Origin of the sequence: Burkholderia sp. MS455 (assembly GCF_016899445.1) — a bacterium.
Taxonomy (GTDB): Bacteria; Pseudomonadota; Gammaproteobacteria; order Burkholderiales; family Burkholderiaceae; genus Burkholderia; species Burkholderia pyrrocinia_C.
This window is the reverse complement of the sequence record NZ_CP041779.1, coordinates 1,504,186-1,517,507: the sequence shown is the minus strand read 5'-3', so window position 1 is coordinate 1,517,507 and position 13,322 is coordinate 1,504,186. Positions and strand designations below refer to the sequence as shown.

Sequence of the window (13,322 nt, the reverse complement as noted above, 5' to 3'; positions counted from 1 at the left end):
CAGAACGCGTCAGCCGGCTTTCTTGCCGTGCGCACCGTCGGCGGTCGGCAGGTACGACAGTTCGAGCCGGTACGCGAGCGCGACGAACAGGCTCTGCGCGAGGCCCATCGTGGCCGTCAGCGCACGGAACCCGAACGTCTCGCTGTCCTGCACCATCAGCGTCACCTCGGCCTCCCGCGCGAGCGGGCTCATCCGGCTGTCGGTGATCGCGATCAGGCGCGCGCCGCGTTGCACGGCCTGCTGCGCGACCTGCACGGTCTCGTCCGCATACGGCATGAACGAGACGACGATCATCACGTCGCCGTTGCGCACCGACCGGATCTGCCCGAGATGCATGCTGCCGAGCGCACTGAACAGCCCGATGCGCTTGTCGGTGTGCTGCAGCGCATAGTCGAGATACACCGCGATCGGAAATGCGCGCCGCGAGCCGGCGATCCAGATCGCCTGCGTGTCGGCGAGCAGCTCGACGGCTTGCGCGAGCGCCTGCGGGTCGAGCGTCTGCCGCAACTGCTGCATCCCGGCAATGCTGCCCTTGATGAATTCGTCGGCGATCTGCTCGGGCTGCAGGCTCGACGAGCCCGATTCGATCACGTCGCGCAGCCGCAGGTTGTATGCGCGCCCCGGCGCGATCTGCTGCGCAAGCCCTTCGCGGAACAGCCGCTGCATCTCGGAGAAGCCGGAGAAGCCGAAATGCTTCGCGAAGCGCACGACGGCCGACGGCTGGACGCCGCACGCTTCCGCGAGCGACTGGATGCCTTCCAGGCCCAACTGGTCCCGATGCGTTTCCACGTGGCGCGCAATGACCTTCAGGCGATTGCTGAGGCTGTCGTATTCCTGCGTCAGGTGCTGCAGGAACTGCTCGACGGTGGCGGGAGGTTTCTCGGATGAACTCATCGGATAGCGCGAAGTTGACGGCCCCGGTGCGCGCGCGATGCTGACGGATGCGGCCCGAGGCTCACCTGGATACATGCATGAAGGGCGAATTTAATCACGTTTGCGGCACGGCCCGCGCCGCGCGTTTCGCTCCCACGCGCTCGATCATCACCTGCACACGCTCCACGGCAAGGCTGGAAACGATTGTCCAACGCTCTCGCGGCGTCGTAAAGATTAGGGCGTCTACCGAGACTATCGACGCCGACGGCCGGCGCGAAGCGGCGCGCAGTGCGCCGCATCCGGCCTGCCCTGCTCAACGATAGTCGACCCACACACCGCCCGCGTCGGCGGAACGCACGCAGTTCTCGACCCATCGGACGCCCTCGACGCCCGCGTGGACGTCCGGAAAGCGGATGCCCTTCAGCGCCGCGGCGTCGCCGCGATCAGCCGCGTCCATCGCGAGCGCGAAGCGCGCGTAGAGATTCGACCAGGCCTCGAACAGCCCTTCCGGATGCCCGGCGCCGATGCGATCCTCGCGCAACGCATTCGGATGCAGGTAACCCATCCCGCGATCGAGCACCTGCGCGGGCTGCCCCTGCACTTCGTAGCGCAACTGGTTCGGATGCTCGTCCCACCATTCGATGCTCGCCTTCGAACCGATCACCCTCACCTTCTGGCTGTGCATCGAACCCGCGTTCACCGCGCTCGACCACACGTAGCCGATCGCGCCCGTGTCGTATTCCATGATCGTGAACGCGTTGTCCTCGAGCGGCGCGCGGCTCTTCACGAAGCTCTGCCGCGAACACATCAGCCGCCGGATCTTCAGCTCGGGCGCCATCACCTCGGAGATGTACAGCGGATGCGTGCCGATGTCGCCGAGCACGTAGCTCGGACCCGCGAATTTCGGGTCGACGCGCCAGCGCGCGGCCGCGCTCGCGGCCTCGACGCCTTCGCTGTGGAAGCCGTGCGCGAACTGCATCTGCACGATGCGGATCTCGCCGAGATCGCCGCGCGCGATCATCTCGCGCGCCTGTTCGATCATCTGGTGACCCGAATAGCCGTATGCGACGCCGACGATCCGGTTCTTCTCGACCGACAGGCGCTGCAGCGTCTCGGCCTCGTCGGTCGTGAAGCACAGCGGCTTCTCGCAGACCGCGTGCAGCCCCGCGTTCAGCGCGGCGCGGCAGATCTCGAAGTGCGTGTTGTTCGGCGTCGCGATCGACACCGCGCGAATGCCGTCCGGGCGGCGCGCCTCGGCGTCGAACATCGTCGCGTAGTCGGGATAGCAGCGCTCGGCCGCGACGCCGAGCTTCACGCCGAACTGGCGGCCGCGTTCGGGATCGATGTCGAACGCGCCGGCGACCAGCTCGAAGCTGCCGTCGCGCAGCGCCGCCGACCGGTGGCTGTAGCCGATCTGGCTGCCGAGCCCGCCGCCGACCATGCCCCAGCGAATCGAGTGTCCAAGCAGAATCTGTCCGTCAATCATGATGGTGGTGTTCCTGGTCCGTGTTCAGGGTTTCGGTAGTGCGAATGTTCATGCGAAGCCTGCCGACGCGAGAAACGCGCGGCTCGCGGCGACGTCGCGCAGGCTCGTGCCCGCATTGCGCGGATCGCGCTCCTGCTCGATCGTGATGTAGCCCGCGTAGCCGATGTCGTCGAGCGCGTGCCGGATCGACCGGTAGTCGAGCACGCCGGTGCCGATCGGGCACATCACGCCGCGCGCGCATGCGGCGAAGAACGCGATGTGCTCGCCCATCACCGCGTCGTACACGGCCTTGTCGATATCCTTGAAATGCACGTAGTCGACGCGCGCCGCATGGCGGCGCAGCCAGGCCTCCGGGTCCATGCCCGAGTAGTACAGGTGGCCCGTATCGAGACAGAGGCCGACCGTGTCGGCCGGAAGATCGGCGACGATCCGGTCGATTTCGTCCGCGAACTCGATGTAGCCGCCCGCATGCGGATGGATCACCGCGCGCACGCCGAACTCGTCGCGCGCGATCGTCGCGATCTGCCGGATGTGCTCGACCATCCGCGCCCAGCGTTCGCCGGACAGCCGCGGCGCGCGATCGGCGTGGCCGGCCGCGTAATCGCGTTCTTCATGCCCCCAGTCCATCGCGACCAGGTACGGCGCCGCGTGGCGCTGCCCGTGCTGCGTCGGCAGCTTCGGCAGCCGCGAGATCAGCGCGCAGATCTCGCGCGTCTGGCGCAGCAGGTTCGGCAGGTTCTCCGACGACACTAGATCGTCGAAGATCGTGCCGGCGGTGATGCTCAGGCGCTGCCGCTCGAGCTCGGCGCTCACCACGTCGAGTTCGAGCGGGATATAGCCGTACGGCCCGAGCTCGATGCCCGAGTAGCCGGCCTGCGCGGCTTCGGCGAGCACGTGCCGCCACGGCGGCAGGTGCGGGTTCTTCACGTCGTCGACGCCCCAGCAGCAGGGTGCGCAACCAATCTTCATCGTCATGTTGGTCAGTCCGGCAGAAAAGCGGCGCACGGCCGCACGAGTCGTCGCGACGCGGCCACGGTTCAGCCGCGATAGAACGCGGGGCGCTCGGCCATCGCGATCGGTTCGACCGCACCGCTCTTTTGCGCACGCACGCAGGCGTCGGCCGCGACCGCCGCCGCGTAGCCGTCCCAGGCCGACGGGCCCGTCAGCGCACCCTGCCGCACGCCGTCGATGAACGCCTGCAGCTCGACGTCGTACGACGCGATGAAGCGCTCCTTCCAGTCGGTCATGATGTCGACCGATTGCCGCGCCGCGCGCTTGAGCCCCACGGCCGGCGGATCCGGCAGCTTCGCGATGCCCTGCTCGCCGACCACCTCGCACTGGATGTCATAGCCGTACTGGCAGTTCACGAAGATCTCGACGTCGATGCGCACGCCGCTCGCGGTTTCCAGCAGCACGATCTGCGGATCGGCGAGATGCGCGGACGCATGGCGCGTCTTCTTCGGATAAACGACCTGCGCGCTTGCGTAATCCTCGCCGAGCAGCCAGCGCAGCACGTCGAGCTCGTGGATCAGCGTGTCGGTGATCGCCATGTCGGTCGTGTAGCGCTCGCCGACCGACTGGTTGCGGTGCGCGCAATGCAGCATCAGCGGCGCGCCGATCTCGCCGCTGTCGATCACGCGCTTCAGCGCGCGATAGCCTTCGTCGTACGGCCGCATGAAGCCGACCTGCACGAGCCGCTTGCCGTGCGCGACTTCCGCTTCGACGATCCGCATGCAGCCGTCGGCCGTGACGGCGAGCGGTTTTTCGCAGAACACGGGCTTGCCGTGCGCGATCGCGTCGAGCACGAACGCTTCGTGGGTCGGCCCCCACGACGTGACGAGCACGGCCTGCACGTCGGCGGCCGCAACCACTTCATGGCCGTCGCCGTAGATCTCGGCATCGAGCCCGTATTTCGTCACCGCATCGCGCGCCTGCTGCGGATCGATGTCGTTGACGGCCACGACGCGCGCGCCGGACAGCGTGCGGGTCAATCTGCGGATATGGTCCTGGCCGATCGCGCCGCAGCCGATCACGCCGATTTGCAAGGTCATCCGGGAGTCTCCAGTCGTTTCATCAGCGGCGCGGCCCGTGCCGCGCCGGTCGGTAATCGTTCAGCGCGCCGTGCGATCGAAATGACGATCGACGTAGCGCTGGATCGTGTCGCGCATGTAGCGCGACGATGCTTCCGCGCGGTCCTCCCACGCGAACACGCACGACGACATCACGCCGTCGAAGCCCGCGGCGCCGAGCGCGCGGAAAAACACGTCCCAGTCGATCTCGCCCTGCCCGATGTCGAGATGCTGGTGCACGCGGATCTGGTTCGAACCCGGCGGGTTCACGATGTAGCGCAGCTGGCTGCTCTTGCGGTGGTCGAAGGTGTCGGCCACGCGCACGTGCGCGAGGATCGGCGCGGCCTGTGCGATCATCGCGGCCATGTCGTCGCCGTAGTAGAACGTGTGCGGCGCGATATACGACAACTTCAGCGACGGCGAGCCGAGGTTCGTCACGATGTCGATCGCCGGCTGCAGCTGCTCGATCCAGTCCTCCGGATGCGGCTCGACCGACAGCACGATGCCCTCGCGTTCGAGAATCGGCAGCAGCTCGTCCATCGAACGGAACCACGCGGCTTCGCACAGCTCCTTCGGGTTCGCGCCCGGCCGCTCGCCGACCGAGCGCTCCGGCGACGCGCCGCGCCCGAACTCGGACACCATCAGCGCGCACTCCATTTCGACCGCGACCTCGATCGCCTTCTTCCAGCAGCGCACAGCCCATTGACGCTCGTCCTCGAACGGACTAGCCCAGCGGTACATCGGCTGCAGCGACGCGAGGCCGACGCCGCTCGCGCGCATCGCCTGGCGAAACGCGGCCATGCGTTCGCGCGTCGCGCGCGGCATCACCCACCAGTCGAGGAAGTCGCTGCGCGGCGACAGCTCGATCTGGTCGTAGCCGAGTTCGGCCACCGCGTGCGGCAGCCGGTCGAGCGGCAGGTGGCGAATCATGTACGGGTCCAGCGCGATCTTCATCAGGGTTCCTTGGCAATATCGGATTCCGGTCGGACCGGCAGGGTCAGCGACGCTTCTTCTTGTTGCGATATTGGTCGGCGATCACGGCCGCGACGATGATCGCGCCCTTGACCATCTCCTGGTAATACGCGTCGATGCGGATGAACGTGAAGCCCGACGTCATCACACCGAGGATCAGCACGCCGATCACGGTGCCCGTCACGCGGCCGAGGCCGCCCGACAGCGACGTGCCGCCGATCACGACCGCCGCGATCGCATCGAGCTCGTACATCACGCCCATGCCCGACTGTCCCGAGATCGCGCGCGCGGCCGTCACGGTGCCGGCGATCCCGCTCAGCAGGCCCGCGATCGCATAGACGAAGACCAGGTGACGCGTGACGTTGATGCCCGACACGACGGCCGCGTGGCGGTTCGCCCCGATCGCATAGGTGTACTTGCCGAAGCGCGTGTAGCGCAGCACGACGTGGAAGATCGCGGCGATCACGAGAAAGATGATCACCGGATTGGCGCCCGCGCCAATGGCCGCGAACTGGTCGGTCAGCATCGACACGGGCATCCCGTTGGTGAACCACTTCGCGAACCCGCGTGCGGCGACCATCGTGCCGAGCGTCGCGATGAACGGCGGAATGCCCGTCATCGCGATCAGCGAGCCGTTCAGCAGGCCGACCAGCAGCCCGACGCACACGCCGGCCAGCACCGGCCAGATGATCGGCAGGTCGGTCAGGTGCGGAAACACCGCGCGCGGGAAGTCGGACACCTGCGCGAGGCTCGCCGACACGACGGCGGCAGCCGCCACGACCGACCCCGACGACAGGTCGATCCCGCTGGTGATGATCACGAGGTTCACGCCGACCGCGATGATGCCGATCACGGCCATCTGCAGCACGATGATCTCGAGCCGCTCGGCGTTGAACAGGAAGCTCTGGCCGACGACGATCCAGCCGACGATCTCGAAGAACAGGCTGATGCCGACCAGCACGAGAAAGATGCTCAGCTCGGGCGGCCACTTCGTGTGCCGCGTCTTGATTGTCATGGTCTGCGCGTCCGCGACCGGATTCAGGTTGCCCATTTCAGTTGTCTCCAATCTTGTTTCGGCTCAACGCGACGCGAGATCCATGATGCGGACCTGGTCGGCGTCCTTGCGTTCGACGATGCCGGTCATGCGCCCTTCGTGCATCACCATCACGCGGTCGCTCATCCCCAGCACCTCCGGCATCTCCGACGAGATCATCAGCACCGCGACGCCCTTGCCGGCGAGCGCGCTGACGAGCCGGTGGATCTCGGCCTTCGCGCCGACGTCGATGCCGCGCGTCGGTTCGTCGAGGATCAGGATGCGCGGCTGCGTGAGCAGCCAGCGCCCGATCAGCACCTTCTGCTGGTTGCCGCCCGACAGGTTCTGGATTTCCTCGTGCAGCCCGGGCGATTTCACGCGCAGCATCCGGCTCATTTCCTCGCAGTCGCGCTTCAACTGCGCCTGCTGCACGAAATTGAACTTCACGTAGCGGTTGCTGAGCACCGCCGCTTCCATGTTCGCGAGCAGGTCGAGATTCAGGAAGCAGCCGCTGTCCTTGCGGTCCTCGGTCAGGAACGCCATCCCGTGCTTCATCGCCTGCGCTGGCGTCGCGATCCGCACCGGCTTGCCGTCGATCCGGATCTCGCCCGACGTGGCCGGCACGACGCCGAACAGCGCCTCGGCGACGTTCGAGCGCCCCGAGCCGACCAGGCCCGCGACGCCGAGAATTTCTCCTGCCCGCAGCTCGAAGCTCACATCGCGGAACACGCCGTCGACGCCGAGGTTCTTCACCGACAGCACGACGTCGCCGATCGGCACCTCTTCCTTCGGGAACATCTGCGTGATCTCGCGCCCGACCATCATGCGGATGATGTCGTCGCGCGTGACGTCGCTCGACGCATGCGTGCCGATGTACTTGCCGTCGCGGAACACCGAGAACTCGTCGGCGATCTCGAACAGCTCGTTCATCTTGTGCGTGATGTAGACGATGCCCTTGCCCTGCTCGCGCAGCTGGCGAATGATCCGGAACAGGTGCGTGACTTCCTTGTCGGTCAGCGCCGACGTCGGCTCGTCCATGATCAGCACGTCCGAGTCGAACGACACGGCCTTCGCGATCTCGACCATCTGCCGGCTCGCGACCGTCAGCGTGCGCACGTCGGTTTCCGGATCGATGTCGATCGACAGCCGCTCGAACAGCGCGGCCGTGCGGCGGCGCAGCGCCGCGTGATCGATCAGGCCGAAGCGGTTCTTCGGTTCGCGGCGGATCCAGATGTTCTCCGCGACCGTCATGTACGGCATCAGGTTGAGTTCCTGGTGGATCATCGCGATCCCGCGGTCGAGCGCATCGAGCGGGCCGTTCAGCACGACGGGTTCGCCGTTGATCAGGATCTCGCCCTGATCGGGCGTGTAGACGCCCGCGATGATCTTCATCAGCGTCGACTTGCCCGCGCCGTTCTCGCCCATCAGCGCATGGACGGTGCCGCGGCGCACGCGGAACTGCACGCCGTCGAGCGCGACGACGCCGGGAAAGGACTTGCCGACGCCGCGCACCTCGAGCACGCAGTCGGCCGCGGCAGAAGCCGGCGAACCGGACGATCCGGATGCGCCGGGCGATCCTCCGGATGAAGCGGCCGGCGCGTCGACGCCGGCCATCGGGCGCGCGATCCTGGCTGTAAACATGGACGTTCCTCGACAAGTCGCGCGGGCCCGGCCAGGCCGGGCCCGCGCAGTTCAACGGAAAAGCCGGTCAGTGCTTGGCGTACTGGTTCATGTTCTCGGGCGTCACGAGCTCGAACGGCACGTTCACGAAGCGGTCGACGTTCTGCTTCTTCGCGAGCTTCAGCGCGGCGGCAACCGACTGCGCGCCCTGCCCGATCGCGTTCTGGTATACGGACACCTTCAGCTCGCCGCTCTTCATCGATGCGAGGCCGTCCGGCGTCGCGTCGATGCCGGCGACGACGGTCTTCGGCGTCCACTTGCGCGCGGCCTTCAGCGCGTTGATCGCGCCGATCGCCATCTCGTCGTTGTTCGACACGATCGCGTCGAACTTGGTCCCGGAGCTCAGCCAGTTCATCGTGATGTCCTGGCCCTGCGTGCGGCTCCACTTGCCTTCGCGCTTGTCGACGATCTTCATGCCCGAGCAATCCTTCGTCGCGATCACGTCCTCGATGTCCTTGGTGCGGGCACGCGCCGATTCGTTGGACAGCTCGCCCATCAGCACGAGGAGGTCGCCCTTGCCGCCGAGCAGCTTGCACACCTGGCGCGCCTGCAGCGTGCCCGACTGCTTCTCGTCGGACGCGACGACCGCGACGCCGGCCGGCAGCTTGTCGAAATCGACCGGCTTACGGTTCACGTAGACGAGCGGGATCTTCGCCGCCGTCACCATCTTCGTGATCTTCGGCGTCGCGTCGGTGTCGACCGCGTTCACGATGATCGCGTCGACCTTCTGCGCGATCATGTTCTGAACCTGGCTCAACTGCTTGCCGACGTCGTTGCCGCCGTCCTCGATCTGCACCGTCGCACCGTCCTTCTTCGCTGCGTCGTTGATGCTGTTGCGCAGGATCGTCAGGAACGTGTCGTCGAACGACGCCATCGTCACGCCGATCTTCTCGGCGTGCGCGAGCGGCGCAGCCAGGATCGCGGCGGCCGCGACGGCCATCAGCTTGGTCTTCATGATCAATCTGTCTCCTCATCTCCGGGGGGCGGAAGACGGCGCGTTGCGCGCCGCCGGGCCGAGTCCAATACGGACTGAAGCATCCGGATGAAACTGTAGATCACTTCCTCGAAAATTTGGAAATTTATTTCTACGTGATTTCACCTAGGGAACTGGATTTCCAAAAAGTCTAGACTGCGTCCGTAGCCCGATTCCTTGCGGCAGGCAGCCTCGCGTCGTGCAGCGCACGTTGCGGACCGTCGCCGGAGGATCGGTCCCCCTAAACTGCCGGCAGCGCCGAACGCCGGCCGCGAGCGTGATACGTGATATGAGCCTGCTGAACTTTCCGAGTGACCGCCCCATCGATCTCGCCTGCCTCGGCCGCGTGGCCGTGGATCTCTATGCGCAGCAGTACGGCAGCCGCCTGGAGGACGCGCGCAGCTTCCAGATGTATCTCGGCGGCTCGTCGGGCAACGTCGCGTTCGGCGTCGCCCGGCTCGGGCTGAAGACCGCGATGATCTCGCGCGTCGGCGACGAGCAGATGGGCCGCTTCGTGCGCGAGACGCTCGAGCGCGAAGGCTGCGACACGAGCCAGCTGCAGACCGACCGCGAGCGCCTCACCGCGCTGGTGCTGCTCGGGCTGAAGGATCGCGACACGTTCCCGCTGCTGTTCGTGCGCGAGAACTGCGCGGACATGGCCGTGCGCGCCGACGAGATCCGCGAGGACTTCATCGCCGGCTGCCGCGCGCTCGCGATCACCGGCACGCATCTTTCCACGCCGGCCACGCGCGAAGCGTCGCTGACCGCGCTCGGCTACGCGCGCCGCCACGGCGTCGTGCGGATCCTCGATATCGACTATCGACCCGTGCTGTGGGGGCTGACCGCGCGCGGCGCGGGCGAGAACCGCTACGTGCCGGACGCGCAGGTGACGCGGCAGTTGCAGCAGGTGCTCGGCGAATTCGACCTGCTGGTCGGCACCGAAGAGGAATTCCTGATCGCGGGCGGCGTGCCGCACGACCTGATCGGTTCGTTGCAGGCGGTGCGCGGGATCACGAACGCCACGCTGGTCGTCAAGCGCGGCGCGCTCGGCTGCTGCGTGATCGAAGGCGACATCCCGGCGCGGATCGACGATGCGCCGACCTTCCTCGGCGAACGCGTCGAGGTGCTCAACGTGCTCGGCGCGGGCGACGCGTTCCTGTCGGGCCTGCTGTCGGGGCTGCTGCGCGGACGTGACTGGGCCGAATCGACGCGCATCGCGAACGCATGCGGCGCGATCGTCGTGTCGCGCCATGCGTGCTCGGCCGCGATGCCGACGCCGGCCGAACTCGCGCACTGGTTCGACGGCAGCCGCAATCCCGTGGTCGATGCGGACCGCACGCTCGCGCACCTGCATCGCGTCACGGTGCCGCGCCGCGAATGGGACGACCTGTGCGTGATGGCGTTCGACCATCGCAGCCAGTTCTACGAACTCGCGGTGCAGGCCGGCGCGGACGAGGCGCGGATCAAGACGCTGAAGCGCCTGCTCGTGCGCGCGGCCGAACAGGTCGAGCGCGATCGTCATATCGAAGGCCATGTCGGCGTGCTGATCGACGGCGGCGCGTACGGCAGCGACGCGCTCGCGTCGGCCACCGGGCGCGGCTGGTGGGTCGGCCGTCCGGTCGAGCTGCCGGGTTCGCGGCCGCTGCGCTTCGACGAGACGCGCTCGGTCGGCTCGTCGCTCACGCACTGGCCGACCGAGCAGGTCGTGAAGTGCCTGGTCCACTATCACCCCGACGACGACGTCGACCTGCGCGTCGCGCAGGAGCAGCGCGTGCTGGAGCTGTGGGAAGCCACGCGCGCCAGCGGCAACGAGCTGCTGCTGGAAGTCATTCCGCCGCGCGCGGTCACGCCGGCCGGCACCGAGGACGATGCGGTGCTGCGTGCGGTCGCGCGCTTCTACAACCTCGGCGTGATGCCCGAATGGTGGAAGCTCGCGCCGCTGAGTGCCGACGGCTGGGCGCGGCTCGCTACGCTGATCGCCGAGCGCGACCCGCATTGCCGAGGCGCGGTGATCCTCGGGCTGAACCAGCCGCTGCAATATCTGGTCGACAGCTTCCGCTCGGCGACCAACCCGATCGTCAAGGGCTTCATGGTCGGGCGCACGCTGTGGGCCGATGCGTCGCTGAACTGGCTCGCCGGCCGGATCGACGACCAGGCGCTGATCGACGAGGTCGCCGGCAACTTCGCGCAACTCGTGGACGCGTGGCTCGGCCGCCGGGGCGCCGCGCGCGCCGCCGCGGCCTGATGCGCGCGCCCGTCATGACCGATCCGATCCTTCTTCACCGACCGACGATGACCCCTACCGTAAGACTGACCGTCAGCCAGGCGCTCGTGCGCTACCTGGCCGCCCTGCGCGCCGAAGTCGTCCAGCCCGATGGCCGCACCGAGATCCTGCCGTACTGCGGCGGCGTGTTCGCCATCTTCGGCCACGGCAACGTGGCCGGGCTCGGCGAAGCGTTGCACGCCGAGAAAGACCGGCTGCCGACGTTCCGCGCGCATAACGAGCAAGGGATGGCCAACGCGGCCGTCGCGTTCGCGAAAGCGAATTTCCGCCAGCGGATGATGGCCGCGACGTCGAGCATCGGCCCCGGCGCGACCAACATGCTGACGTCGGCCGCGCTCGCGCACGTCGGCCGGCTGCCGCTGTTGTTGCTGCCCGGCGACGTGTTCGTGTCGCGGCTGCCCGACCCGGTGCTGCAGCAGGTCGAGGATTTCGAACAGGGCGACGTCAGTGCGAACGACTGCTTCCGCCCGGTCACGCGCTACTTCGACCGGATCACGTCGCCCGAGCAACTGCTCGTCGCGCTGCCGCGCGCGATCCAGGTGATGACCGACCCCGCGCAGTGCGGCCCCGTGTGCCTCGCGCTGCCGCAGGACGTGCAGACCTTCGCGTACGACTGGCCCGAGGAATTCTTCGCGCCGCCGGTGATCCGGATGCGCCGGCCGCCGGCCGACCCGCTCGAACTCGCCGACGCGCTCGACGTGCTGAAGGCCGCGAAGAAGCCGCTGATCGTCGCCGGCGGCGGCGTGCTGTACAGCCAGGCATGGGACGCGCTGCGCGCGTTCGCCGACACGCACGGCGTGCCGGTCGCCGAATCGCAGGCCGGCAAGGGCAGCCTCGCGTGGGACCATCCGCTGAACCTCGGATCGATCGGCGTGACGGGCTCGCCCGCCGCGAACCGCGCGGCCGCGCAGGCCGACGTCGTGCTCGCGGTCGGCACGCGGCTGCAGGACTTCACGACCGGCTCGCACGCGCTTTACGGCGACGCGACGCTGCTGAGCCTGAACGTGCAGCCGTTCGACGCGGGCAAGAAACGCGGCCGGCAGCTGGTCGCCGATGCGCGCACGGGCCTCGGCCAGTTGTCCGCCGCGCTGGCCGGCTGGCGCGCCGACGCGGCGTGGACGGCCGCCAACCGCGACCAGGCCGCCGCGTGGAACGCACGCGTGACCGAGCTGACGACGCGCGTGCCGAAGGACACGCTGCCGTACGACGCGGAAGTGATCGGCGCGGTGCGCGACTCCGCGGCCGACGCGGGGCGCGACAGCGCGCGCGGCGATCTCGTGGTGTGCGCGGCCGGTACGCTGCCGGCCGAGCTGCACAAGCTGTGGCGCAGCGGCGTGCCGGGCAACTACCACATGGACTATGCGTATTCGTGCATGGGCTACGAGGTCGCGGGCGGCCTCGGCGCGAAGCTCGCGCGGCCCGAACGCGAAGTGATCGTGATCGTCGGCGACGGCTCGTACATGATGCTCAACGCCGAGCTCGCCACGTCCGTGATGCTCGGCCGCAAGCTGATCGTCGTGATCCTCGACAACCGCGGCTACGGCTGCATCGAGCGGCTGCAGCTGAATTGCGGCGGCGCGAGCTTCAACAACATGCTCGACGACTGCGTGCCGGAAGGCGGCGCGCGCTCGACGATCGACTTCGCGATGCATGCGCGCGCGATGGGCGCCGACGCCGTGCACGTGCGCGACGTCGGCGAGCTGCGCAGCGAAATGAAGCGCGCGCGCGCGGCGAAGACGAGCCAGGTGCTCGTGATCGACACCACGCACAAGCGCACGACCGACGACGGCGGTGCGTGGTGGGAAGTCGCGGTGCCACAGGTATCCGAGCGCGCCGGCGTCGAGCAGGCGCACCGCGCGTATCTCGACGCAAAGACCCGGCAGCGGCGCTGATGCCGCGCGCTGCCTGCCCACCCGCCCCGCGAAAAACACATTCGAACCAAGGAAGCACGT

10 protein-coding genes are annotated in these 13,322 nt (G+C 67.8%); 2 read left to right on the top strand and 8 right to left on the bottom strand.

Annotation, left to right across the window (positions count from 1 at the left end):
- Nucleotides 1-9: 9 nt before the first annotated feature.
- The 8 genes from FPJ27_RS26150 to FPJ27_RS26115 all read right to left on the bottom strand — a co-directional run bounded on the left by FPJ27_RS26150 (nucleotide 10) and on the right by FPJ27_RS26115 (nucleotide 9,068).
- Nucleotides 10-894, bottom strand: coding sequence for a MurR/RpiR family transcriptional regulator (locus FPJ27_RS26150; RefSeq protein ID WP_072444351.1), 885 nt, complete (start codon nucleotides 892-894; stop codon nucleotides 10-12).
- A 292-nt stretch (nucleotides 895-1,186) separates the two neighbouring features.
- Nucleotides 1,187-2,359: a Gfo/Idh/MocA family oxidoreductase gene (locus FPJ27_RS26145; RefSeq protein WP_204426220.1), complete on the bottom strand. Its 1,173-nt coding sequence runs from the start codon at nucleotides 2,357-2,359 to the stop codon at nucleotides 1,187-1,189.
- A 48-nt stretch (nucleotides 2,360-2,407) separates the two neighbouring features.
- A complete protein-coding gene (locus FPJ27_RS26140) occupies nucleotides 2,408-3,334 on the bottom strand; it encodes a TIM barrel protein (protein ID WP_204426219.1) in 927 nt (308 codons plus the stop codon).
- Between the two features lie 62 nt (nucleotides 3,335-3,396).
- Nucleotides 3,397-4,410 carry a Gfo/Idh/MocA family oxidoreductase gene (locus tag FPJ27_RS26135; protein ID WP_072444357.1) on the bottom strand — a complete coding sequence of 338 codons (1,014 nt, stop codon included), beginning with the start codon at nucleotides 4,408-4,410 and terminating at the stop codon, nucleotides 3,397-3,399.
- Between the two features lie 60 nt (nucleotides 4,411-4,470).
- Nucleotides 4,471-5,382 carry a sugar phosphate isomerase/epimerase gene (locus FPJ27_RS26130; protein WP_204426218.1) on the bottom strand — a complete coding sequence of 304 codons (912 nt, stop codon included), beginning with the start codon at nucleotides 5,380-5,382 and terminating at the stop codon, nucleotides 4,471-4,473.
- A 43-nt stretch (nucleotides 5,383-5,425) separates the two neighbouring features.
- Nucleotides 5,426-6,451 carry an ABC transporter permease gene (locus FPJ27_RS26125; protein WP_111017279.1) on the bottom strand — a complete coding sequence of 342 codons (1,026 nt, stop codon included), beginning with the start codon at nucleotides 6,449-6,451 and terminating at the stop codon, nucleotides 5,426-5,428.
- Nucleotides 6,452-6,478: 27 nt separating this feature from the next.
- Nucleotides 6,479-8,074, bottom strand: coding sequence for a sugar ABC transporter ATP-binding protein (locus FPJ27_RS26120; RefSeq protein ID WP_204426217.1), 1,596 nt, complete (start codon nucleotides 8,072-8,074; stop codon nucleotides 6,479-6,481).
- Between the two features lie 67 nt (nucleotides 8,075-8,141).
- Nucleotides 8,142-9,068, bottom strand: a complete 927-nt coding sequence (locus FPJ27_RS26115; RefSeq protein WP_175961624.1) for a sugar ABC transporter substrate-binding protein — start codon at nucleotides 9,066-9,068, stop codon at nucleotides 8,142-8,144.
- 307 nt (nucleotides 9,069-9,375) lie between these two features.
- Here FPJ27_RS26115 and iolC point away from each other — a divergent pair, with 307 nt between their 5' ends.
- Nucleotides 9,376-11,331 (top strand): 5-dehydro-2-deoxygluconokinase, encoded by a 1,956-nt coding sequence (gene iolC, locus FPJ27_RS26110; protein ID WP_204426216.1) that lies wholly within the window; start codon nucleotides 9,376-9,378, stop codon nucleotides 11,329-11,331.
- A 47-nt stretch (nucleotides 11,332-11,378) separates the two neighbouring features.
- A complete protein-coding gene (iolD, locus tag FPJ27_RS26105; RefSeq protein WP_204426215.1) occupies nucleotides 11,379-13,262 on the top strand; it encodes a 3D-(3,5/4)-trihydroxycyclohexane-1,2-dione acylhydrolase (decyclizing) in 1,884 nt (627 codons plus the stop codon).
- Nucleotides 13,263-13,322 lie beyond the last annotated feature (60 nt).

Bases quoted from the DNA above. Each gene is read 5' to 3' on its own strand.
- FPJ27_RS26125 (WP_111017279.1), bottom strand. From the start codon at position 6,451: ATGGGCAACCTGAATCCGGTCGCGGACGCGCAGACCATGACAATCAAG.
- FPJ27_RS26120 (WP_204426217.1), bottom strand. From the start codon at position 8,074: ATGTTTACAGCCAGGATCGCGCGCCCGATGGCCGGCGTCGACGCGCCG.
- iolD (WP_204426215.1), top strand. From the start codon at position 11,379: ATGACCCCTACCGTAAGACTGACCGTCAGCCAGGCGCTCGTGCGCTAC.
- FPJ27_RS26150 (WP_072444351.1), bottom strand. From the start codon at position 894: ATGAGTTCATCCGAGAAACCTCCCGCCACCGTCGAGCAGTTCCTGCAG.
- FPJ27_RS26140 (WP_204426219.1), bottom strand. From the start codon at position 3,334: ATGACGATGAAGATTGGTTGCGCACCCTGCTGCTGGGGCGTCGACGAC.
- FPJ27_RS26130 (WP_204426218.1), bottom strand. From the start codon at position 5,382: ATGAAGATCGCGCTGGACCCGTACATGATTCGCCACCTGCCGCTCGAC.
- iolC (WP_204426216.1), top strand. From the start codon at position 9,376: ATGAGCCTGCTGAACTTTCCGAGTGACCGCCCCATCGATCTCGCCTGC.
- FPJ27_RS26115 (WP_175961624.1), bottom strand. From the start codon at position 9,068: ATGAAGACCAAGCTGATGGCCGTCGCGGCCGCCGCGATCCTGGCTGCG.
- FPJ27_RS26145 (WP_204426220.1), bottom strand. From the start codon at position 2,359: ATGATTGACGGACAGATTCTGCTTGGACACTCGATTCGCTGGGGCATG.
- FPJ27_RS26135 (WP_072444357.1), bottom strand. From the start codon at position 4,410: ATGACCTTGCAAATCGGCGTGATCGGCTGCGGCGCGATCGGCCAGGAC.